At 40.1% G+C, this 22,176-nt stretch carries 17 protein-coding genes and 2 pseudogenes; 8 read left to right on the top strand and 11 right to left on the bottom strand.

All coding sequences use genetic code 11. The features are described from left to right. Positions 1 to 54: 54 nt before the first annotated feature. The 6 genes from arcC to HMPREF0519_RS03290 all read right to left on the bottom strand — a co-directional run bounded on the left by arcC (position 55) and on the right by HMPREF0519_RS03290 (position 7,094). A complete protein-coding gene (gene arcC, locus HMPREF0519_RS03310; protein WP_003634647.1) occupies positions 55 to 1,011 on the bottom strand; it encodes a carbamate kinase in 957 nt (318 codons plus the stop codon). A 125-nt stretch (positions 1,012 to 1,136) separates the two neighbouring features. Further along, positions 1,137 to 2,168 carry an ornithine carbamoyltransferase gene (gene argF, locus HMPREF0519_RS03305; protein ID WP_003552004.1) on the bottom strand — a complete coding sequence of 344 codons (1,032 nt, stop codon included), beginning with the start codon at positions 2,166 to 2,168 and terminating at the stop codon, positions 1,137 to 1,139. A 93-nt stretch (positions 2,169 to 2,261) separates the two neighbouring features. Then, positions 2,262 to 3,503 (bottom strand): arginine deiminase, encoded by a 1,242-nt coding sequence (gene arcA / locus HMPREF0519_RS03300; protein WP_035462225.1) that lies wholly within the window; start codon positions 3,501 to 3,503, stop codon positions 2,262 to 2,264. A 671-nt stretch (positions 3,504 to 4,174) separates the two neighbouring features. After that, complete coding sequence (gene argR / locus HMPREF0519_RS03295) at positions 4,175 to 4,654, bottom strand: arginine repressor (RefSeq protein WP_003557505.1); 480 nt, start codon at positions 4,652 to 4,654, stop codon at positions 4,175 to 4,177. A 135-nt stretch (positions 4,655 to 4,789) separates the two neighbouring features. Further along, positions 4,790 to 4,984, bottom strand: coding sequence for a glycosyl hydrolase family 65 domain-containing protein (locus tag HMPREF0519_RS14280; RefSeq protein ID WP_003634642.1), 195 nt, complete (start codon positions 4,982 to 4,984; stop codon positions 4,790 to 4,792). Then, positions 4,947 to 7,094, bottom strand: a complete 2,148-nt coding sequence (locus tag HMPREF0519_RS03290; RefSeq protein WP_225429123.1) for a glycoside hydrolase family 65 protein — start codon at positions 7,092 to 7,094, stop codon at positions 4,947 to 4,949. Before HMPREF0519_RS03290 ends, HMPREF0519_RS14280 begins: the two co-directional genes overlap by 38 nt. A gap of 328 nt (positions 7,095 to 7,422) precedes the next feature. Here HMPREF0519_RS03290 and HMPREF0519_RS03285 point away from each other — a divergent pair, with 328 nt between their 5' ends. Then, positions 7,423 to 8,355, top strand: coding sequence for a LysR family transcriptional regulator (locus HMPREF0519_RS03285; protein ID WP_003557498.1), 933 nt, complete (start codon positions 7,423 to 7,425; stop codon positions 8,353 to 8,355). Positions 8,356 to 8,810: 455 nt separating this feature from the next. Then, positions 8,811 to 10,706 (top strand): S53 family peptidase, encoded by a 1,896-nt coding sequence (locus tag HMPREF0519_RS03280; RefSeq protein WP_003634636.1) that lies wholly within the window; start codon positions 8,811 to 8,813, stop codon positions 10,704 to 10,706. An 82-nt stretch (positions 10,707 to 10,788) separates the two neighbouring features. Here the strand turns inward: HMPREF0519_RS03280 and HMPREF0519_RS03275 are convergent, their stop codons facing one another. Beyond that, entirely contained in the window at positions 10,789 to 12,093 is a 1,305-nt protein-coding gene (locus HMPREF0519_RS03275) for a nucleobase:cation symporter-2 family protein (RefSeq protein WP_225429183.1), read from the bottom strand. A gap of 245 nt (positions 12,094 to 12,338) precedes the next feature. Further along, on the bottom strand, positions 12,339 to 12,698 hold the full coding sequence (locus HMPREF0519_RS03270; protein ID WP_003557492.1) for an aggregation-promoting factor C-terminal-like domain-containing protein: 360 nt from the start codon (positions 12,696 to 12,698) through the stop codon (positions 12,339 to 12,341). A gap of 329 nt (positions 12,699 to 13,027) precedes the next feature. Here HMPREF0519_RS03270 and greA point away from each other — a divergent pair, with 329 nt between their 5' ends. From greA to HMPREF0519_RS03255, 3 genes are all read left to right on the top strand, one after another. Then, entirely contained in the window at positions 13,028 to 13,495 is a 468-nt protein-coding gene (greA, locus tag HMPREF0519_RS03265; RefSeq protein ID WP_003634632.1) for a transcription elongation factor GreA, read from the top strand. Positions 13,496 to 13,504: 9 nt separating this feature from the next. After that, positions 13,505 to 14,623: a VanZ family protein gene (locus HMPREF0519_RS03260; RefSeq protein WP_003557484.1), complete on the top strand. Its 1,119-nt coding sequence runs from the start codon at positions 13,505 to 13,507 to the stop codon at positions 14,621 to 14,623. A gap of 104 nt (positions 14,624 to 14,727) precedes the next feature. Continuing rightward, the gene (locus HMPREF0519_RS03255; RefSeq protein WP_003634630.1) at positions 14,728 to 15,042 is read left to right on the top strand and encodes a type II toxin-antitoxin system HicB family antitoxin; all 315 of its coding nucleotides are present in this window, start codon (positions 14,728 to 14,730) and stop codon (positions 15,040 to 15,042) included. A gap of 28 nt (positions 15,043 to 15,070) precedes the next feature. Here HMPREF0519_RS03255 and HMPREF0519_RS14275 read toward each other — a convergent pair. Beyond that, positions 15,071 to 15,283 (bottom strand): annotated as a pseudogene (locus tag HMPREF0519_RS14275) (winged helix-turn-helix transcriptional regulator); the annotation flags it as partial. Positions 15,284 to 15,412: 129 nt separating this feature from the next. Between HMPREF0519_RS14275 and HMPREF0519_RS03250 the strand changes: the two are divergent. The 3 genes from HMPREF0519_RS03250 (at position 15,413) to HMPREF0519_RS03240 (ending at position 18,295) form a co-directional block, all read left to right on the top strand. Next, complete coding sequence (locus HMPREF0519_RS03250; protein ID WP_003634627.1) at positions 15,413 to 15,796, top strand: HsmA family protein; 384 nt, start codon at positions 15,413 to 15,415, stop codon at positions 15,794 to 15,796. Between the two features lie 48 nt (positions 15,797 to 15,844). After that, positions 15,845 to 17,323: an MFS transporter gene (locus HMPREF0519_RS03245; RefSeq protein WP_003634624.1), complete on the top strand. Its 1,479-nt coding sequence runs from the start codon at positions 15,845 to 15,847 to the stop codon at positions 17,321 to 17,323. Between the two features lie 237 nt (positions 17,324 to 17,560). After that, positions 17,561 to 18,295, top strand: a complete 735-nt coding sequence (locus HMPREF0519_RS03240; RefSeq protein ID WP_040472646.1) for a class I SAM-dependent methyltransferase — start codon at positions 17,561 to 17,563, stop codon at positions 18,293 to 18,295. A gap of 16 nt (positions 18,296 to 18,311) precedes the next feature. On the opposite strand, the pseudogene HMPREF0519_RS03235 reads toward HMPREF0519_RS03240, so the two are convergent. Together HMPREF0519_RS03235 and HMPREF0519_RS03230 are read right to left on the bottom strand one after the other, a co-directional pair. Next, positions 18,312 to 21,131, bottom strand: a pseudogene (locus HMPREF0519_RS03235) (cation-translocating P-type ATPase). A gap of 166 nt (positions 21,132 to 21,297) precedes the next feature. Continuing rightward, complete coding sequence (locus HMPREF0519_RS03230) at positions 21,298 to 21,915, bottom strand: DedA family protein (protein WP_003634616.1); 618 nt, start codon at positions 21,913 to 21,915, stop codon at positions 21,298 to 21,300. Positions 21,916 to 22,176 lie beyond the last annotated feature (261 nt).

The raw sequence follows: 22,176 nt of genomic DNA, 5'->3' as shown, positions 1-22,176 counted from the left end.
CCGAAAAGAATGCCTTACACTCCGAACGATAACCGCTTTGATCCGCACACTTATTTATGCCTGTTGCCTCACCTTTTTTGTGATGACGGTTCCAGACCCTTCGTTAACAAATCCCTCAATATTGTCCAAGGCAGTCACAACTGCTTCATTTCCAGTTGCTTTTACGAAATCAATCGCAGCTTGAACTTTTGGCAACATACTTCCAGGAGCAAACTGCTTTTCGCTGATATACGTTTCAAGATCGTTTACCGAAACGTGTTCCAACTTCTTTTGGTTTGGCTTATTGAAGTTCACATAGATATTCGGTACGGCTGTCAGAATAATCAAAGCGTCGGCACCAACTAATTCGGCCAATTTTTCACTGGCAAAATCTTTATCAATAACCGCTTCTCGACCTAATAACTGATTTCCGTCAGCGACAACCGGAATACCGCCACCACCAACTGAAATTGGCACAATTCCTGCATCTACCAACGTATTAACTGCGTCTGTTTCTACAACACCGATTGGTTTTGGTGAAGGAACAACCCGTCGGTAGCCACGACCTGCGTCTTCTACAAACGTAAAATCAGGATTTTCCTTCTTGGCCAGATCTGCTTCATCCTTTGACATGAATGGACCAATTGGCTTTGTTGGATTGGTAAATGCCGGATCATCCGCACTGACTTCAACTTGAGTCACCACAGTGGCAACCGTTTTATTCAACCCTTTTTCTTTCAGTACCTGATTCATGGCATTTTGCATCCAATAACCAATGCTTCCCTGGGTCATTGCAACAGCTGTATCCAACGGCATTGCCGGGTTTTCCTCGGTACTACCTGCAGACTGCTGCAATAATAAATTACCAACTTGTGGACCATTACCGTGTGAAATAATCAATTGATCCCCGTTCTCGATAAATTTCACCAAATGTTTTGCTGTATCCATCAACGCTTGTTGTTGTGCAGCGGCCGAAGCATCCTTTGAAAGGATGGCATTTCCGCCAAGTGCAACTACGATTTTACGTCCCATGTCTTTCCCTCCTGTTTCAGTTAAATATAGACCTTTTAAATAAGAAAGGCCGGGGACAGACTATTCGTGTTTGTCGCCGACCCTCTCTTTCTTGGTTTATTATTCTTCTATTATTGAGCTTGTTTCTAAACTCTAGGAATGAATAGGTTACCCAAAGTTGCTGCCATCATTGCCTTGATTGAGTGCATTCTGTTTTCTGCTTCCTCAAATTGACGAGCATATTTACTGGTGAAGACTTCATCAGTAACTTCCATTTCTGTAATACCGTACTTTTCTTTGATTTCTTTACCATATTGAGTATCAGTATTATGGAATGCTGGTAAGCAGTGCATGAAAATTAATTGGTCGTCAGGCGTACCTGTCTTCTTCATAGCTTCCATGTTAACTTGGTAAGGTGTCAATTCCTTAACACGTTCTTCCCAGTTACTTTCGCCCATAGATACCCACACATCGGTGTAAACAACGTTGGATCCCTTAAGTCCTTCATCAAGGTCATCGGTAATCACAAGTTTGGCACCTGATTTTTCAGCGAAGCCCTTAGCAATGTTTTGAGTTTCCTCTGTTGGGAATAAGGCCTTTGGTGCAACAATATGAATGTTAACACCCAAGATAGCACCGGTAACTAACAATGAGTTAGCAACGTTATTACGGCCGTCACCCATAAATGTTAAGGTCAAGCCTTGAAGTTTGCCAAAGTTTTCCTTAACAGTCATGAAGTCAGCCAACATTTGAGTTGGATGCCATTCATCGGTTAAACCGTTCCAAACAGGAACACCACTATCTCTAGCTAAGATTTCAGCATCGCTTTGCTTGAATCCACGGAATTCAATTCCATCAAACATGCTGCCAAGTACTTTAGCAGTGTCTGATGTACTTTCCTTTTTACCCAGTTGGATATCGTTTTGACCCAAATACTCTGGATGAGCACCTAAATCAATAGAAGCAGTAGTGAATGCCGAACGAGTTCGAGTTGATGACTTTTCAAACAATAGGGCAATGTTTTTTCCTTCCAAATAATGGTGAGGAATGCCTGCTTTTTTCAAAGCTTTCAAGTGTAAACCGAAATCAATTAAATATTCCAATTCTGCAGCGGAAAAATCTTTTTCAGCAAGGACGCTGCGGCCTTGAAATACGTTTTGTCTAAAATCTTTTGTCATATCGAATTCTCCTTGATGTGATTTTTGGGTACTAACTTTGTTTGAAACTACTTTAGGACTGCTCCGCTAAGTAATACTGCTTAGCTCCGCACGCTATTTCTTAAGATCTTCACGGACAATTGGGCAGCTCATGCAACGTGGACCCCCACGGCCCCGAGATAATTCACTTGAAATAACCTCAAGTACTTTTAATCCGTGTTTTCTTAATAATTCATTAGATACATAGTTTCTGTTATACGTAACAACAACGCCTGGTGCAATGGCTAATGTGTTGGAACCATCATTCCATTGTTCACGACCGGCAATAATTGGATCACCGTTACCAGTTGGAATCAAGTCAAGGTCGTCCAAATTAAGGGCAGTCTTCAAAACTTTCTTCAAATCAGTATCGTGTTGAAGGTTTAATTCGCCTTCATTCTTACCTGGTGTAATTGTCCAAGTATCAATTTGACCACCTTTGCCAAGAATACCTGGATGAACTGTGAATTGATCATAGTTGATCATTGTGAACACAGTATCCAAATGCATCATCGCATGGTTATGAGGAATCTTGATAGCAATCACTGTATCGTACTGACCATCTTTAAAGAGGTTCTTGGCGATATCTTGAATAGCATCTGCAGAAGTTCGTTGTGAAACTCCGATTGCCATAACGTGATTGTTTAATACTAATTCATCCCCACCTTCAATTCTGGTGGTGTGGTTACGGTCACGCCATACATGGATGCCCTTGTTAGCGAATCGTGGATGATATTTAATAATTGTTTCATTAAATAATGATTCACGTTGACGAGCAGCGAATGTCATATGGTTAATACTTAAACCATCCCCGATACATGCCGAAGGGTCACGCGTGAAGTATAAGTTAGGCATTGGATCCATATAAAATTCGTAGTCTTGATTTTCAGCACAACTTACGAGATCCTTTGGTACAAAATCAAGTTCGTTCTTTCGAACGCCTTCCATAATCTTAACAACCATGTCTTGGTTATTCATGCTGCCAAGATATTCTTTCAATGCATCATGAATGCTGCCTGCTGCATATCCTGATTCTGTCAACATTTGCTCTAAGAAGTGATTACGTACTTCTTCGCCACCAGCATCCAAAGCTTCAGCCGATAGTTTTTCCAAATACAATACCTCAACACCGTTATCACGAAGTGTGTCAGCAAAATAATCATGTTCTTTTTGAGCAATCGGTAAATATGGAATGTCATCAAATAATAATCGAGGCATCATGTCAGGTGTAAAGTTTTCAATTTCCCTACCGGGTCGTTTCAACAATACAGTCTTTAGCTTACCGATTTCTGAGTAGTTATGAATTGGACTTGTCATTTGTGTAACCTCCATTCTTCCCTTGAATACATACCTAATGATAAACCGTTTTGTAAACGCTATCGTATAATTTCATGCATTGAAAATGTCGATTTTTTAGCAAAATTAGCATGCTTTTTTTAAGCCATGAATATTATTAAGCATTTAGCTAATTATTCGCTTCACAAACGGAATTTTATGGTTTTTTATACAAACTAAAATGATTAAATGAGAAAGTAAAAGTTTGGTTAAAATTACCTACACCCTATAATATCACATCTTCTTCATATATTTCATATTTTTTTCTAATCTGAAACGGAATAAATATTTTTTATGCTCGCAAAATATTCATACTTTTTTCAAATAAAATACATACTTTTAAACAGCTTAATAACAAAAGTGCTTGCTATGAAAGCGGTTACCGAGATTTGCTGCTTCTTTCCAATTGGATTTTCATACATTAAACGCGTTATTACGCTAAACAAAAACGGAGAGAACCAACTCCCCCCGTTTTTGGTTTATCTATTATGTTAATAATTGAAACTATTTTGTTCCGCACACTATATCTTAGGACTGCTCCGTCAGTCACAAGCTTGCATACAAAACAATCGCCACAAAATTCCAAAAATGGGAATTTCCTGCCGCTTGCGTTGTACTCCGGCTTGTCCCAGGCTGACTTCGCACACTTTAAATTAATCCACCGTTGTTATCAGCAAATCCGGATTTGAATGTTTCAGGAACAAGTTCTTAATATTTTCAGCTGATTTGACTGATGGGCAAAATGTCACGATCGTATCATACCCAGCCAAGGTCCCCGCAACATCATCCATGTGCAGGTCGTCAATCACGGCCGCAAGTGGATTCGCATAACTTGGTTGTGTGTGAATAACGTTGATAAATTCGATTTGCCGGACTTCGGTTACCGTTCCATTAATCATGCGGTACATCCGTTCCAGTTCATTTTGATTTCCTGACTTAAAAATCATATATCTGGAATTGCCAGAGCTATCAGGCTGCTTCACAATTTGCATTTCACGGATGTCCCGTGAAAGTGTTGCTTGCGTGACGTTAATTCCGGACAACCTTAATTTTTCCATTAATTCTTCTTGAGTTGTAATTGTATACTGATTAATAATTTGTTCGATTTTAGCCTGCCGCACGTCTTTTTTCATGATTTTACCTTCCCTATTGAAAATAAGTTGCTTAAATATCCATAAATTCTCAAGTTAATTGCATAACTACATCATAACAAATCATAATACAAAGTGCGCGGTTTGGCTATAAAGAAATGACTATCGTTATCTATACTAATATTCGCAAACTTCTTTAACATGCTGGGAAGTAACTCGAACCTTCTTGTCATAAACGTAAACCTCACAAGCCTTACCACTTGTCAGCTCAACATGGACCTCGTTTTGATAAATCGTAAATAAACACTCATTGTTATGAAGTCGAAGCTTAAATTTAATTGAATTCCAAGCCGAAGGTAACTTTGGCTCCATGTTCCGCGTTATTAACGACGCCGGCAAAACCGTAAACAACGCCCTGCCACGCTGCTCCCAAGCTACCGGCATGAATGCCATTCTGGGTGTTATGATGCAAATCCAACAGGTCTGTCTTTACGGCTTGCGAGAAGAAATCATAGGATTGCTCCTTCTTTCCGGCTCGCGATGCTGCAATGGCATACATAGCTTTTGACAAGCTTGAATCGTGGGTCGTGATCGGTTCATAAAAGTCGTAGTCGGCAATTAACTGTTCCTTGGTATTCCCCTTTGGAAACAGAATATCAGCCATAATTGTATCTGCCTGCTTGTTGACTTGATAACGGTAAAGCATTAAGGGATGATAATGAAGCAGTAACGGGAACAAACTCTGATCGATCTGATCAAGGTGCATTGGCAGCAGCTGTTCGAAATCCTGAAACTGCAATTTAACGTTCTTTTCCTTATCATATGGAAGATACATTAATTCAGCCGCCTGCTTCATTCTGTCAATTTCCTTATCGGAAACATTCAATCGACTCGTTATATCAGTCGCCTTAAACTTTTCAGCATACTTAATTGCTAAGCGCAGGTTGAATTGAGCCATCACATTAGTATAGTAGTTATTATCAACTAATGCACTATACTCATCAGGGCCGGTCACCTTGTTAATGACAAAAACGTGCTTCCCATCAAGCTCCGTAAAATTACCATACTGCATCCAAAAACGGGCAGTTTCCAAAATAATTTCAAATCCATATTTTTTAAGAAAATCATCATCACCGGTAATCGTATAGTACTGTTCTATTGCAAAAGCAATATCAGCGTTAATATGAAATTGTGCCATCCCAGCTAACCAATATGAGCTCGATTCGTACCCGTTAATGGTCCGCCAAGCATACATTGCCCCTTTAGGCAGACCGAATTCACTCGCTTGCTGCTTGGCAATATTTAGAGTATGGTACCGAAACATCAAAAGCTTTTTAGCTATTTGCGGTTGTGTGTACGTGAAAAAAGCCAGCATAAACATTTCGGTATCCCAGAAGAAGTGACCACCATAGCCATTTCCAGTCAGTCCCTTTGCAGGGATGCTGGTGTTCTCATCACGACCTGCCGATTGATTCAGTTCGAAGAGGTTAAACCGCAAGCACAGTTGAATCTGTGGATCGCCATCGATCTTGACATCACTATGGAGCCAAAAAGTTTGCCAAACTTGAGCAGAAGCCATTAATTCCGACTGAAACGATGTCCCTCGAATATAATTATCCAATGCCGAAAGATACTGATCAGCGTATACCCTTGCGTTCACTAAAGGATGAATATCGCCAATAGCAAATAAGAACTCAAAGTTTTTCTCACTGCCTTTTTTGGCGTGATACTTGCTTCGATAGCCATACTGATTGTTTTCATCTTTGAAATAGTCGATTTTAGGATCCGGAGCAACATTTTCGTTAGCCTGAAACGTCAAAATAATCCCTTGCTGGCTTCGAAAAGTAGTAATCAAATAACTCGGCTGACCATTATCAGGGATAAAGTCCAACTGCATCTCACCAATGCTCTGGCTTACCCGAACATCTTCATTCTGCTGATGTGTAGCCTGATTCACATAATTGTGCAGTTTAATAATCTCAACGTCTTCATCAAAGTTTGTCGGGATAATCGAATAACGTATCCCATATACATTTAGTTTGCTTAGACTGGAAAAACTTTCGACTACCAGATTAAAGTTTCGGTTCTCAGGTGTTGTGATTGAAAACATTTCATGCAGCAGCCCCGTTTGCATATCCAGGTTTTTATCAATATTATCCACCGTAAAATGATCAATGGCTGAATCCTCATCGGCAACTTTGATTCTGATATATCTTGGATCAAATACCCGATTAATAATTTGATCATTTTCAGGATATCCGGTATATTTTTCACCATAACTAACATCATTGTAATCGAAAAAGCCATTAATAAATAATCCCGGCGACCCGATATAATCCAGGTTATTTCCTTGAAGCGGATTAGAATCACGGACGCCAAAATGACCATTACCTACATTATAGATAGTTTCCAAAAATAACGGTTCCTTACTACGTAAGTTTTGCAAATGAATTTGAAATTCCGGAGATTGTTCAATCCTCATAAGCACCGTTCCTCCTGCATAAAATAATTGACTCAATTTTACCATTCTACATAAAGATTTCACTTTTTGTTTGCAAAAAAATCATATTTTTATGTTAGTACATTATAGTAATCATTTTAAGATATTAAGTTTCATTAAATCTACACGGGCAGTTGCAATTATTACTTTACTAGCTTATTACAACTTGGTATACTTTTTATTGACTTTCCACTATGATTTAATAAGTCGATAAGTCATTATGCATGCATCTGCCTATCAAATGACATATAATCAATATGTAAATAAAGGCTGGTAGCGTATATGAAAGGTCCTTAAAGGAGAAAATATTATGAATAGCAAATTACTTTCGTTTCTTGAAGAAATTAAGGCTCAGGGTAACATGTCAAAGGCAGCTCAAGCATTATTTGTTACACAACCCTATATCAGTCGGGTAATAAAAAATGCCGAGGTTAATTTTGGAGTCAGATTGATTGACCGATCATCTCATCCGATTCAATTAACTTATGCAGGTGAGAAATTATTATCTTACCTTCAAGAAGAAAATCGTCTCCGCGCTAATTTGGACAGAGAGATGACACACCTTTCAGAATTTAAGTATGGTCACTTGACTATTGCATCAAACGACATCTTATCTAATGATATTTATGAACCCATCTTGATTAGATTCTCTCACAAATATCCAAAAATTCATGCACAAGTGATTCGCATGAACAGTAGAGATGCTGAAAAGCGCCTTTTGTCAGGATCCTTGGACTTTTTTGTTGGTCAACCCCTTTCAAATCCAAAGGTTGAATACCAACCAGTGGCAAAAATTCCACTTGTATTCATTATTCCGGAATCTTCTTCATTATTCCAAGCAGGTAAATATGAGGTCGATTATCAAAGCCTTGATTTTAGCAAGTTATCCGGTGAACCATTTATTGGTATCCCACAACAGGACTATTATCAACGAGCTGTTAACAATTATCTCAGTGACCTGAGTGTCTCTCCTGAATATAGCTTGGAAGTTCCTGATATTCATTTGTCAGCCAACCTTGCTATTAACGCACTGGGCGTCACAATCGCACCTGAAATGTTCATTGCCGACCCGTTTGTCAGCGAAGACCAAAAGAAGAAACTTAATGTTGTCCGTATTCCTTCCGATGCTTTAACTGCTGATTTTGGAATTACGTACATGAAGACCAAACAAACTTCCGAACCTATTAATGATTTATTGGAAATCATTTCTCAGGTGGTTGAAGAATATACACCCGGTCGATAATCAATAAAAATTCAATATTTATGATTAAGGGACACGTTATTTTGCAAGTTGCAAAATAGCATGTTCTTTTTTTATTTTCTAACTATGTAACCGATTAACCCCACGAAGTATCCCCCTTTGTCATTAATTATTATCTTCCTGATTTTAATAACAATCTTCACAAATTCCGTCACATAAAATTCATATTTATGTAACATTATTGACATAGTGTGCTATTCAGAGTACCCTAACAATGATTAGGAAGGAGTCATGATCAATCACGTCAAGGCTTTGGGGAGGATTGGCAATTTAAATTCAATCAAAAAATTGTTCATTTTTCGCACTATCCTCAGAGACTTATTTGATACATAGCATGCATCTCACTGAAGGAATTTGAGGGAATATTATTCTGAAAGGTGACTATGACACTTAATCAGGGGTGATCAAGTGCGGGGGAGATTTTTCACAGGAAGGATATGAGTAATTTGAAGAAGAAAAAAATATTATTGGCAGGTCTCACCGGTCTTGCCGTCTTTTTAATGTTGACACCATCAGCTTCTGCAGCTTCAAAGAAGAAGAGTGCAGGCAGTGATCCTTATGGCATCAACAAGATCCTAAAGAAACTAATGGCAAAGAAAAAAGTTTCTCCAAAACAACATGTTCAGCTGGATATTTTTTTGAAGCCACAGAACCAAAGTCAGCTTACTGATGAGATTTATAACGTCAATACGCCAGGTAAACCGAATTTCAAGCAATTTTACACGCCATCAAGTTTTCGGGCAAAATTTGGTCAGCCTGCTAAAGTTACCGGCCAATATAAACCATACTTGGCCAAATATCATTTGAAGAGTCATGTTTTCAGTAACGGATTGATCATTAAGGTTTCAGGATCCGCTAAGAACATCAACAAGGCTTTCTCTACAAACCTCGAAACTGCAAAGTACCATGATAATCCAGTCCAATTTTCCAGTAAAAAGCCAAAAATGCCTGCTGAATTGGCAGACAATGTCTTGACAGTTTTAGGAATTACCAACTTAAATACCAGGGCTGGAGGATTGGCTAAAAAGAACAAGAAGAAAGTCAAAAAGCCCGAAAAGAAATATGCACCAAGCAAATTTTCGGACAGATACCAACTTCAGCCGCTTTATGATAAAGGGTATGAAGGCCAGGGACAAACTGTTGGAATCATCTCATTTGCCGGCTTCAAGAAATCTGATGTCACCCACTTCTGGAAAAGTGAAGGTGTTAACAGCAATCCTAATCGAATTAGTATCAAGAAGATTTCAAGCCCGTCCAGCCAGCCTACCAACGATGCATTGTCTCAAATAGAAACAACGGTTGATGCCCAGCAAGCCGGAGCAATCGCGCCTAAAGCCAACGTCCGTGTTTACCACTCGAATTTCAGTGATGTCGGTATGGTGAATGTATTTGCAACCGCCTTTGATGAAAATAAAGCCGGTTCCCTTTCATTAAGTTGGGGAATTAATGAGTACATGACGCATTATCTGAAGAATAATAAAATGCTGACACCCGTTTATGGACAAGTCATGAATATCGTGATGGCGCAAGGCGCCCTTCAAGGTGTTTCGACATTCGTTGCTTCCGGAGATAGTGGTGCACTTGGACAAGGGATCGGCGGTAAAATCGGTCCCATCAGCATTCCAAACTATAGTACTTATGCCTTTTTCCCGGCAGACAATCCATGGGTTACCACAACTGGGGGAACGACATTGCCTTTCAGTAAAAAGATAAAAAAAGGCATCAAAGTCTCCGTTGATAAGGAACGTGCTTGGGGTGGCGATTATATGTTCAACGCCTACGCCAAGGGTCGTCATGATCTGTTAAATAACATTAAATTATATTCATACGCAATGGCCGGCGGTGGCGGTGGCATCAGCCACCTCTACAACACGCCTCAATACCAGGAAGGCGTTCCCGGTGTTAATACCTTTAACGCCCGTCAATACGTCTCAAATCTGATGCAGCCGCGAATGAACCCTGTTCTAGTGAGTGGGACAGATTATGGTCGAAACTACCCTGATGTGTCCGCGAACGCTGATCCATTGACCGGATATGATCTTTATGATAAAGCACTGGGTGGCTGGCAGGTTACCGGTGGTACCAGCTTTGTCGCACCACAATTCAACGGTGCAACTGCAGTCATGAATAGTGGTAAAGGTCAACGAATGGGCCTTTGGAATACCCAGATTTACCAATTGGCACAGGATAAAGATAAGAATCCATTTACAGTAATGGACAGCACCACCAATAACTCCAATCTTTATTACACAGGTCAGCCTGGAAAAATTTATAATCAAGCAACAGGATTGGGAACGGTTAACTTTGAAAAGCTATATGACAGTTATCAATAGTTTAACCATCTAAAAGTTAAACAAAAGAACCAGCTGGACGCCGAGAAATCTCAGTGCCTAGCTGGTTCTTATTTGTTTTATTTTATTCTTCTACTTTATCTTTCAAACCGGTATGGTTAAGAAGAACATTTAAAATAACGGCTGTAAAGCTGCCGACAACCATTCCGTTACTCATGATAACTTGAACGGTTGCTGGTAAGTATTGAAATAAATTGGGTTGAGTTGTTACCCCGAGACCAAGGCCAACTGAAACCGCAATAATCAGTAAATTTTTGTTGTTAAGATCAATTTTGGACAGCATTTTAATTCCTTGTGCCCCTACCATGCCGAACATAACAAGCATTGCACCACCAAGGACAGACGCAGGAATTAGCGTTGCAATCGCCCCAAACTTTGGAATCAATCCCAAAAGCATTAGGAAGAAGGCTGAATAATAAATCGGTGCCAGTTTCTTTATGCCTGATAGTTGAACAATGCCAACGTTCTGTGAAAAAGTTGAGTATGGAAAGGTATTGAATACACCGCCCAGGATTGCGGCAATTCCTTCTGAACGATAACCATGTTCCAAGTCACGGTCCTCGAGTTTACGACCGGTAATTTCACTTAATGCAAAATAAACACCGGTCGATTCAATCATACAAGTCAAAGCAGCTAGGATTAAAGTCGCAATTGATGACCATTCAAACTTAGGTGCGGCAAAGTAAAAGAATTGTGGTAACTGTGCCCAATGCGCCTGACCGACAGATTCAAATCCAACTGTTCCCATTGCCAATGCCGTTAGCGTACCAACCAAAATCCCAATTAAAATAGCAATTTGCTTTAAAAATCCACGTCCCCAAATGTTCAAAATAATAATAATAAGAGCCGTAAAGAATCCTAAGAATAAATGGGTTGGATCACCAAAGGCTTTAGCAGTCGAGTCACCACCACCCAGGTTTTGAAAGGCAACCGGCATCAACGTAAACCCGATTAATGTGATCAGTGAGCCGGTTACAACTGGTGGAAAGTATTTACGCATATGAGCAAATGGCTTAGCCGCAATGATAATAAATAAGCCGGCACAAATAATACCACCATACATATAGCCAAGCCCGAAATTTTTCCCAATCGACTGAAGTGGTGCCACATATTCAACCGCACATCCCAAAACAACCGGCAATCCAATCCCTGTAATCGGTGTTCGTCTGATTTGAAGCAATGTTGCAACCCCACACATGAAGATATCCATGGAAACAAGGTAGGTCATCTGTGTTGCATTAAACTTTAACGCGCCACCAATCAGCAATGGTACCAAAATATCGCCAGAGTACATTGCAAGTAAATGTTGAAACCCTAAAATTGCATTACGGATAGGTGTTTTCTTATCCGAAACAGAAACATTATTCATCATGCTCTCCCTTTTCATTCGTGTTTAAAGTGATAACGTCATGTTACCATGAAACTCTAACAATAACAACGCCATTTCCGAATAATAACGCTGACATACTTCAATAACAAGACAAATAACGAATATTTTTGCCTTTCCCTACTTAAAGACAAGCCATCTGGATACTAAAAAAGCAGCTAACCGGAGTATACCGATTAACTGCTCTTCTGACCTTATTCAGAAATAACTTTGTTGGTTTGATCTTTTTAGTACCAACCATATGCTTGCCAATGATGCTTGGCACTGACCCAACTGCCATAACGAGCTTTGACATAACGATCAGCAGTCTTTTCTTGATTAGCTTTCGAGTAATCACCATGTAAATATGATGAACTTAACTGGTAACGGCCAACATATTGACCATTACGTGCAGAATATGAGCCCCGTGATTCATGATAGGCAATCCACTTTTTAGCGGCAAGGTTTGCTTTTGATAGATTTGATTTATAAGTTGCTGAAGTACTAGTTGTTTGTGCGTTTGCGATTTCTTGGGTTGCGGCTACTTGGAATGTCCCAAACATTGTAAGTGCCATCATTAATGTAACGATAGATTTCTTTAAATTCATAATATAACTATTTCCCTCCGTAATTAATCAACGACTATGAATATACACTGTCGGATTTACACGAAGGTGTCTAGAAAATTACAAGAGTGTTAAAACAAAAGCAATTTTAGTAATATTTAAGACAGAATACCGTAGCAACGGACAAAAGCGCCCTTCATTTTGTAATGAAAGACGTCAAATTTTAGCTAAAAAAGATTGCATATAAACGCTTTTCAAGCATTTGCATCGCATTTATCTGCTTTTATCTGTGGCATTTTTGAATTTTATTGTGCCTCTCTGCCAAACTGTTATAAAATTATCATTAGACTATATTAACGGGGAGTGATTCTTTGGAACCGTATTTTAATAAAATAACCAAAGCGGGCTATCAAAAAATTAAAGATGAAATCAACCAGCTCGAAAATGACCGGCCCATTAAAATCAAAAGTTTGGCTGACGCACGAGCGCTTGGCGATTTGTCAGAAAATGCCGAATATAGTGCCGCAAAACGTGATCTTCGTCATTTGGAAAGCCGGCTTCGCTTTTTACGTAAAGAATTACAATATTCAAAGATTTACACGCCATCCGACAACGACAATGTAGAAGTGGGCAAATATGTCACCTTCGAATTTCTCGATGACAAGTCAACCGAAACCTATCAAATTGTCGGCACTCCCGAAGTGGATATTGACGATGGAAAAATTTCTATTGCATCCCCAATCGGTGCTGCCCTTTTGAATCATCATACTGGTGAAATCGTCACAATTCAGGCGCCCAACCTCACCTATCAGGTTAAAATCAAAGAAATTAAAGTCTAGGAGAAATCTATGTCGCAATATGTCAGTGTTATTTATACCGCCGTTATTTTATTTCCATTCTTGGCAATCCTGATCACACTTCCAATTCTGTTAGTTAATTATCACCGCTATGGTGCCCTTCCCAAATGGAACATCTTTATGCTCTATACATTTGTGTTTTATATCATGTGTGCTTATTTTTTGATCATCCTGCCCTTACCCACTCAAAGTTTCGTTAATCAATTAAAAACACCCACACACAACTTCATTCCATTTACTTTTATCATAGAATTTTTTAAATACAATCCATTTTCCCTCTTTCATCCCGGAACCTGGTTAGCAGCGCTGAAGGCGCCAACCGTTATTCAACCGGCATTTAATATTTTTTTAACCGTTCCATTCGGTTTTTATCTCCACTACTATTTTCGTCGAAGCTGGAAGCAAACTTTTTTGATGAGTTTCTGCCTCTCTTTATTTTTCGAAGTGACTCAATACACAGGTCTTTATGGTATCTATTCCCGTCCCTATCGCTTATTCGACGTTGATGATTTAATTCTAAACACAACCGGTGGGCTTCTTGGCTTTTGGATAGCCGGTTGGCTTGGAAAAGTTCTGCCCTCCAGAGAAAGTGTTCAATCCCACACGCTTTCACATAGTCACAGTGTCTCCGCCGTTCGCCGATTGACCGCGTTGGCAATCGACCTGATATTAATTTCAATATTAAGTTCACTGATTGCGTTGATTATTCAACGTCATGATTGGGTCGAAACGTTTATGGCTTGGTTTATCCTTGTCATTATCCCCGAAGTCTTTTTTCAACGTTCATTCGGCATGCAGCTTGTCCGAATTCGAGTAACTAACAAATTCGGTAATCAAGCCAAATGGTATCAGGTTATTTTGAGAAATGTCATTTCTTATGGTGTAATCGGTGGCACCTTTTGGGCCGACTCTTCCTTATTAAATTTAACAGGCACCGCACCACTGTCACAACTCTCAATGATTCATTGGGGTATTGTGGTCACCTCCTTAGTCCTTTTGTTCATCTTGGTGGACCTCTTAATCGATTCGTTTGCCAGTCGGCATCGCCTATTTTTTGAGCATCTCAGCGGGACAGATACCAAGGCTAAAACGGATCATTTATTCAGTTGATAATTAATTCAAGAAAGTTTCCATAACCCCTAGTCGATTTAAGCATCATTCACTATAATGGAATAAAAACGTTGCCTACTATTTGACTGAAAAGAGGTTTCACAATGGTCAAAGAAAGCACAAACGAGTTAATCTATTCTATTATTCTGCATCATGAAGAAATCGGCTACAGTGTCGAAATTCCGGATATCAATGGTGCCTGGACCGAAGGAATTACAAAGCAACAGGCCCTTGATAAGGCAAAAAATCTTATCGGAACGACCTTGGTTGATCAGCCTCGACTCCCAACGCCAACACCATTAGACAATATTATTGTTTTATCAAAAAGCGGCGATATCAAAACAACCGTCACAATTGATTTGGCTTATTATCAACAACTCATGTCAGGTAAGGATTCACAAGAGAATAATGCCTTTTAATTAGATACTCATTGTTACAAAAGGGGACTCAATCAAAAAATTGATTGAGTCCCCTTTGTGAATTCTTGCTTGTTGCCTGTAGTCGCTTAACCTGCTTTTCACCCCACACAGACATTGTGACCAACAAATCGCGTCATGTTTTCCCTTCATCCAATAAATAGTATTCAACCTTGGGAGGTACCTGATTATAGACTTTTCGGACAATAATATCGGCTTCTTCCAATTCCTGCAATTGCCGGGTCTACGCCTTTAGTGACACAGTGTCATTTTTGTGATATAGTTTCTAAGATGAATTAGTGACACAATGTCACATTGATAAAGATGTCAATTTAGTGACATTCTTAGTTTTTACGAATTGGAGGAAACAACCATGACAATTAAATTAATTTTGGCAATCGTTACAATTACTTTGGCATTTGTTTTTTACACAATTGGTGTGTTTTCGGAGCGGCATTCCGGATCGTTAAGGATCAAACACGTTGTGATGTTCGGCCTTGGACTGTTTTTTGATACAATCGGGACGACAATTATGTCTGCAATTGCCAAGAATGGAGCAACTGCTAATTTCTCTTTGCATCAGATAACGGGGATGGCCGCAATTATTTTGATGGCATTTCACTTATTATGGGCGATCTATGTTCTAATTAAAGGAACAGAAAAAGCTAAAAGTAAGTTCCATAAATTCAGCTTGTTGGTTTGGCTATTTTGGTTGATTCCGTATATTGTGGGAATGATTATTGGAATCGGCGTGTAAATTGAAAAATTTTCATTAATTAAATTGCTTCAAGAAAGGAATTATTTCATGGGAAAAAGGCATTCAACTTTTGCGATGATCATCTTGATTATCGGCGTGTTTATGTCGGCTTTGGATAACGGCATTATTGCCAGTGCGCTTTCGACAATCAATTATTCATTTCAAGTCAGTGAGGTTCAAGGAACGTGGGGAATTACAGGCTACACGCTGGGAATGGCAATTTCCACCCCGATTATTGGCAAGCTGGCCGATAAATTTGGTCGACGAAAACTATTCCTGATTGAAATTAGTATCTTTGCGCTTGGATCATTACTGGTGGCGCTGAGTCCATCATTCATTTTCTTTTTAGCTGCCAGATTAATTCAGTCAGTTGGTGGCGGTGGGATTTTTATCATTGCCTCCAGTCACGTATTATCAACATATCCGAAAGACAAGCAGGGTGGCCTGCTTGGTGCACTGGGTGCGGTTAATGGAATTGCTTCGGTAGTGGGTCCGAATCTTGGAAGTTTGATTTTAAATATGACCGGCCGCTGGAATTGGCTCTTCTTAATTAATCTGCCGATTGCATTATTCGTGATTATTAGCGGCTATTTGGTTATTCCGGAGACAAAAGCCAGCAGCATCAAAACAATCGATTTTAAAGGGTTGGTTCTATTAAGCCTGGGTATTTTAAGCTTTATGTTGGCAATCACTAACCTGCAAAGCAATGCTTTAGTTGGAAGCTTGTTGAGAATCCAGGTTTGGGGCTTGATTGGTTTAGGCATTATTCTGTTTATCATGTTTATTCGAGTTGAAAAGCGGGTTTCAGATCAGGTGGATCCCTTTCTGCCTTACCAGTTATTACGCAGTCAAGGATTTGTTTTAACACTATTAATGGGCATTTTGTCCGGGGCTTTAATCGGAATTTTTGTCTTCATCCCAAGTTTCGTTGAACAGCGTTATGGCATTTCAGCTGATAATAGTGGGATTTGGATGAGTGGTATCGGATTGGGTTCAGTCGTTGGTGCAGCGGTTGGCGGGTCGTTGACTTCTAAATTTGGCTCAACCAAAACAATTGTTATCTCCGGATCTTTATCGACAGTCGGATTTGGCCTAATTGCTTATTTAAGTCCCAATCCGCTTTGGTTTATCTTGTCTTCAACAATCGCCGGGATTGGCTTTGGGATGTTAATGGGAGCGCCATTATCCGTATTGATGGCCGAAGTTGCCAGTAAAAAGGACAATGGTGTTGCCCTTGGGACTTTGTCCGTTAGTCGGCAAATCGGTATTACGATTGCCCCCATCATTTACGCAACGATTATTCAAAGCGGATTCAGCAGCATTCAAATGAACACGTCCATTGAACAGTATTACCGCGGTCTTCAGCAAATGACCGGTAGTAATCGACATCAACTTTTAAGGGCTTTTTACGCGACAGCTCAACAAGCTTACCAACAGATGTTTTGGCTGGCAATTATCGCTTCAATGGTCCTTACGATGATCGGTTGGTATTTGATGAAACGGCAGCATAGGTTATTGAACTCATGATGCTTTTGATATTAATTTTAAAAAGGATCCTAAGACAAAACTTCACTTACTTGCCTTAAGATCCTTTTTTAATTTTCAGGCGATATAATAAAAAGATAATGTCGCATCCAAACATTGAACTACTGTAGCGTATACATCCGCTGCAATTTCCCAATCAGAGAAATTCTTCATGGTTTAGGCTAACCCATGGCTTTGGGATATGATGATAGTAAGATTTTAATTTATGGAGGCCTTTCAATGACAGATATATATGATGATCAATCCTTTTTTGAAGCTTACAGTCAAATGCCCCGCTCAAAATACGGCCTAAGTGCAGCGGGAGAATGGCACGAACTGCGCAAACTCTTTCCGGACTTTACGGGAAAGACCGTTTTAGACCTTGGTTGCGGCTATGGTTGGCACTGTCGTTATGCAGCCGATCATGGTGCCAAAGAAGTCGTTGGTATCGATGCATCCGGTAAGATGATTGACAAGGCACAAGACATGACCACTCAGCCCAACATTCATTATCATATTATGGACATGATGGCAATCGACCAGCTTGAAGCTAAATTCGATGTCATCATCAGTTCGCTGGCTATCCACTATATCAAAGATTACGGTGCATTAATCGAAAAAATTCATAGCGCTTTAAATGTTCATGGTCAGTTGATCATGAGTGTCGAACACCCCATTTTCACAGCTGAAGGACACGAAGAATGGATGATGGACTCAAATGGCCGTCCCAAATACTGGCCGGTCGATCACTACTTCGATCAAAGTAAACGAACCACGGATTTTCTCGGGTTCCCTGTTCAAAAATATCATCGAACAGTGGCCACCTATTTAAATACCCTGCTCAATCACGATTTTACATTAAATCAAATCAATGAACCCACTCCAACTAAAGAAATGCTGGCTAAAAGTCAAGAAATGCGTGATGAATTAAGACGACCAATGATGCTCATCATATCAGCAAATCGGACCCATTGATCTGTATCAATGATGATCAGGCGGCGTCCAGTTGCTCATTGTTTCGATCAGGTCTCATTTTGATCACCAGTTTCTTGATTCCTGAAAGCACAAATGTTGGAACTGCAGAAATGAGTATGATACCAAGGTACATTGGCATGGTTAACGGTGCCGTCCCCATCACATTATTGAAGAATGGAATAAGGGTAACCAAAATTGATGACGTTGCCGCAAAGCCAACAGCCAGCGTTAACCTGGAGTTGCTAAACGGATTGCGATCAAAAAGTGTTTTAGCACTTCTAGCATCATAAACGTGCCATAGCTGGCCAAATACCAATGTTAAAAACGCAATCGTCTGACTTTGTGCAACCGAGTATCCTTGAGAAGCTGCCCAAATAAATGCTAAGAAAACCAGTCCGCCCATAACGGATCCCCGAAGCAATACCCTGGTCAGCATGCCATTTGCTAAAATGGATTGCCGTGTATTTCGTGGCTTCTGTTTCATCAAATCAGCTTCAGGTTTATCGTAACCCAAGGCAAAAGATGGTAACGAATCACTAATCATGTTAACCCATAATACCATTAAAGCGGTTAGTGTCGGCGTCACTTCCGAGACTTCACCGATTGGGGAGGTAACTAAGAAAACGCCCAATAAAAGTGACAACACTTCCGCAACGTTGGTCGTTAATTCATGCCGCATAAAATTTAAAATATTCGAAAAAATTGTTCGACCGAATTTAACCGATTTTTCAATTGTTGTAAACTGATCATCCAGCAAAATCAGATCAGCAGCATCTTTGGTGACTTCCGTTCCGTTGATTCCCATCGCAATACCAATGTCTGCTGCTTTCAATGCCGGTGCGTCATTAATGCCGTCCCCAGTCATTGCAACAACTTGTTGATGCGCTTGAAGCGTCCTGATGATGCGTTGCTTATGCGCAGGGGTTACTCGCGCATAAACCCGGGTATCCAACGCAAGTTTGCTTAACTGTTCATCGGTCATTTTTTCTAATTCCCGACCAGTGATGACTCTTGCATCTTCCCGTTTGATAATGCCCAACTGTTTGGCAATTGCTTTAGCCGTTTCTGCATGATCTCCCGTAATCATCACAACATTAACCGATGCATCGGAAAGATTCTTAATGGATGCTTTCACTTCTTCTCTTGGCGGATCAATAATGCCAACCAAGCCAACAAAACATAGATCTTTCTCCAATTCGTCTGCGGAAGCATTCAGAGCTTGATCTTTCGTCACTTTTCTTTGCGTGAGCGCAATGGTCCTCAGGGCATCCCCAGCAAAATCCAGAACTGTCTGCTGAATCTCTTCTTCAACAGTTTCATCTTTTTTTACGATACCATTCATTAAAACCGACTTTGTTCTTAAAGCAACAACGTCCGGCGCACCTTTCGTCAAACTGTAATAGTCGTTATTTTCTTTAATCACGACCGTCATCATCTTCCGAGTACTGTCAAATGGTAACACTCGAATAATATCAACATCATGACCGGCTTGGTTTTCCAACAAAGCGTCTCGTTTAATCCCTTGTTTAGCACCCAGCATAACCAATGACACATCGGTTGGATTCCCGAACGGTCGCCAATTTTGCTTTTCGTCGGGTTTGATTTCAGCCTCGTTATTCAAAACCGCTACTTCGAGTAATCGGAGAAAATCTTTCCGGCTTCCGGGCTCTCCGTTTGTTTTAATAAAATCGCCAACCGGTGTATACCCCTTTCCTTCAACCTGGTAAACCTGTCCATTAGTCAGAAAACGGGTAACGGTCATTTCGTTCTTGGTCAAGGTTCCAGTTTTGTCAGACGCAATATAAGTTGTTGCCCCAAGTGTTTCCACACTGCTCAATGATTTAATCAACCCCTTATTATCTGCCAACATTTTGGCACCAATGGTCAAGACGATTGAAAGCACCACCGGCATGGCATCCGGAATCGAAGCCACCGCAATCGCAATTGCCGTGGATGATGTTCCGGCCAAATCCCCAACTGAAATAGCACCGTTATCCATCAATGATTTAACAAGATCAAACCCGATTGTCAGTAGAATAATCATCCCTGCCAACAACATCAATTTTTTACTTAAGCTATGAACCGATTGTTCAATAGGTGTCTTTGTTTCACCAATATCCTGCATCAAATCGGAAATTCGTCCCAGTTCTGTACTCATCCCGGTTTCAACAATGACGCCGATGCCATTACCGTTAACGACCATTTAACCGGAATACCCCATGTTGGTTCGATCCCCGAGTTCGGTGTCCTCAGGTAATTGAACGATTGTCTTACTAATGGCTTCGGACTCGCCGGTTAAATGAGCCTCGCCTACTTGTAGTTCGGACACCTTGACCCAACGTAGGTCTCCTTCAATAAAATCACCGGACTTAACAGTCACAACATCTCCGGGAACTAATTGATCGGCAGCTATCGATTCCCACGAACCGTTTCTCAGCACGTTCATATGGTGCTGTCGCATGCTGGACAAGGCAGCCAACGACTTTTGAGCCGATCGGGTTTGATGGAAGGTCAAGCCACCATTAATTAAAACAATAATCAAAATAGCAGCGGCTTCATACACAGAAGCCATTGCATGAGCGTGATCCCCCGTCACATTAAAATCATAAACTGCACTTGCAAGCGCCAAAACGGTGGCAACCAGCAAAATAATAATTAAAGGTTCCTTGAAACTTCTTAAGAAAAGCTTCCATCCTGGATCATTTTCTTTTGTCCTCAGTTGATTAGGACCAAATTCCGCCAGTCGTTTCTGGGCCTGTCTATCCGTTAGTCCATTCATTCGGCTGGTGCTTAACGCTTTAAAGATTGCGTCACCACTTTTATCATACCATTTCATCACATTTCTCCTTATCGTTTTGATTAGTAAAGATTAATATAGCATAATCATAGTGTAACAAAAATCAGTCGCAAATATGTGAATTTTGTGTGAACAAATAATGTCTTAAATATAAATTAATAAGCAAAAAGCAAACCTAAAAGATTATCTTAAGTTTGCTTCTTGCTTATTTTTTAACTTTAGATTTAGTGAATCGGTAATATAGATAACAGGCAGCCATAACAGCCGCAATCACCAGCACCACAATCAGCCACTGATCTATCATCTCAAGCAGTTTTGTCCACGCATGACCGGCATAATGGCCCGTTAAAATTAAAACGGTATTCCAGATAAAAGTCCCCAATAGCGTCAATCCTGAAAATTTAGCCAATGGGTAGGCCGTCATTCCCGCTGGAATCGAAACCAGACTCCTGACGACCGGAATACAACGACCAACTAAAATTGCCCAACCACCACGTTTATTAAAATAATGACCCGCTTTTTCGATATCAGTCGGTTTAAGTCGCAACATGTGACCGATTTTTCCGGACACCAACTTTTCCATCTGGGCAACACTAAGCAACCGCCCCACTCCGTACAAAGCCAACGCACCGATATAGGCACCAATTGTCGCTGCTATAATCGATCCCCAAATAGTTAGATGATTGGTTAATGTTAAATAACCGGTAAAGACAAGGACCAGTTCAGATGGAATTGGTGGAAATATATTTTCAAATGCAATTAGGAATGCAACTGCCAAATAGCCATATTGATTGATTAATTCAGTAATGGTTGTTTCGCTCAATTAATTGCCTCGTTTCTTATTCAATGTGCTGAGCTAATCGGAACAAGTCCATTTGCCCTTCAAAAATCGATCATGATAACCTGTTTTATGGATCAGTACCAAAAGTATATCATATCCCGGTCAACTAAAAATACTTAGACAATTTAAGTTTCTTTAAACACAGCGGCTGGGCAACCGATAGAATACCCCAAAACAAGGAATATTGAATTTAGCTCCTTGTACTCCGGAATCAAAGCGTCTTTTTCCGCACGTTTGTTCTAG

This window comes from Lentilactobacillus hilgardii DSM 20176 = ATCC 8290 (genome assembly GCF_000159315.1).
Classification (GTDB): Bacteria; Bacillota; Bacilli; order Lactobacillales; family Lactobacillaceae; genus Lentilactobacillus; species Lentilactobacillus hilgardii.
Note: the sequence above shows the minus strand (reverse complement) of the source record. Positions and strands in the feature narration are given on the sequence as shown.

Excerpts from the sequence above, each read along its gene's own strand:
- argF (WP_003552004.1), bottom strand. The coding sequence starts at position 2,168 with ATGACAAAAGATTTTAGACAAAACGTATTTCAAGGCCGCAGCGTCCTT.
- HMPREF0519_RS03290 (WP_225429123.1), bottom strand. The coding sequence starts at position 7,094 with ATGAGGATTGAACAATCTCCGGAATTTCAAATTCATTTGCAAAACTTA.
- HMPREF0519_RS03255 (WP_003634630.1), top strand. The coding sequence starts at position 14,728 with ATGGTCAAAGAAAGCACAAACGAGTTAATCTATTCTATTATTCTGCAT.
- HMPREF0519_RS03280 (WP_003634636.1), top strand. The coding sequence starts at position 8,811 with ATGAGTAATTTGAAGAAGAAAAAAATATTATTGGCAGGTCTCACCGGT.
- HMPREF0519_RS03240 (WP_040472646.1), top strand. The coding sequence starts at position 17,561 with ATGACAGATATATATGATGATCAATCCTTTTTTGAAGCTTACAGTCAA.
- HMPREF0519_RS03275 (WP_225429183.1), bottom strand. The coding sequence starts at position 12,093 with ATGAATAATGTTTCTGTTTCGGATAAGAAAACACCTATCCGTAATGCA.
- arcC (WP_003634647.1), bottom strand. The coding sequence starts at position 1,011 with ATGGGACGTAAAATCGTAGTTGCACTTGGCGGAAATGCCATCCTTTCA.
- HMPREF0519_RS03245 (WP_003634624.1), top strand. The coding sequence starts at position 15,845 with ATGGGAAAAAGGCATTCAACTTTTGCGATGATCATCTTGATTATCGGC.
- HMPREF0519_RS03260 (WP_003557484.1), top strand. The coding sequence starts at position 13,505 with ATGTCGCAATATGTCAGTGTTATTTATACCGCCGTTATTTTATTTCCA.
- HMPREF0519_RS03285 (WP_003557498.1), top strand. The coding sequence starts at position 7,423 with ATGAATAGCAAATTACTTTCGTTTCTTGAAGAAATTAAGGCTCAGGGT.
- HMPREF0519_RS03250 (WP_003634627.1), top strand. The coding sequence starts at position 15,413 with ATGACAATTAAATTAATTTTGGCAATCGTTACAATTACTTTGGCATTT.
- arcA (WP_035462225.1), bottom strand. The coding sequence starts at position 3,503 with ATGACAAGTCCAATTCATAACTACTCAGAAATCGGTAAGCTAAAGACT.
- argR (WP_003557505.1), bottom strand. The coding sequence starts at position 4,654 with ATGAAAAAAGACGTGCGGCAGGCTAAAATCGAACAAATTATTAATCAG.
- HMPREF0519_RS03270 (WP_003557492.1), bottom strand. The coding sequence starts at position 12,698 with ATGAATTTAAAGAAATCTATCGTTACATTAATGATGGCACTTACAATG.
- HMPREF0519_RS14280 (WP_003634642.1), bottom strand. The coding sequence starts at position 4,984 with ATGGAGCCAAAGTTACCTTCGGCTTGGAATTCAATTAAATTTAAGCTT.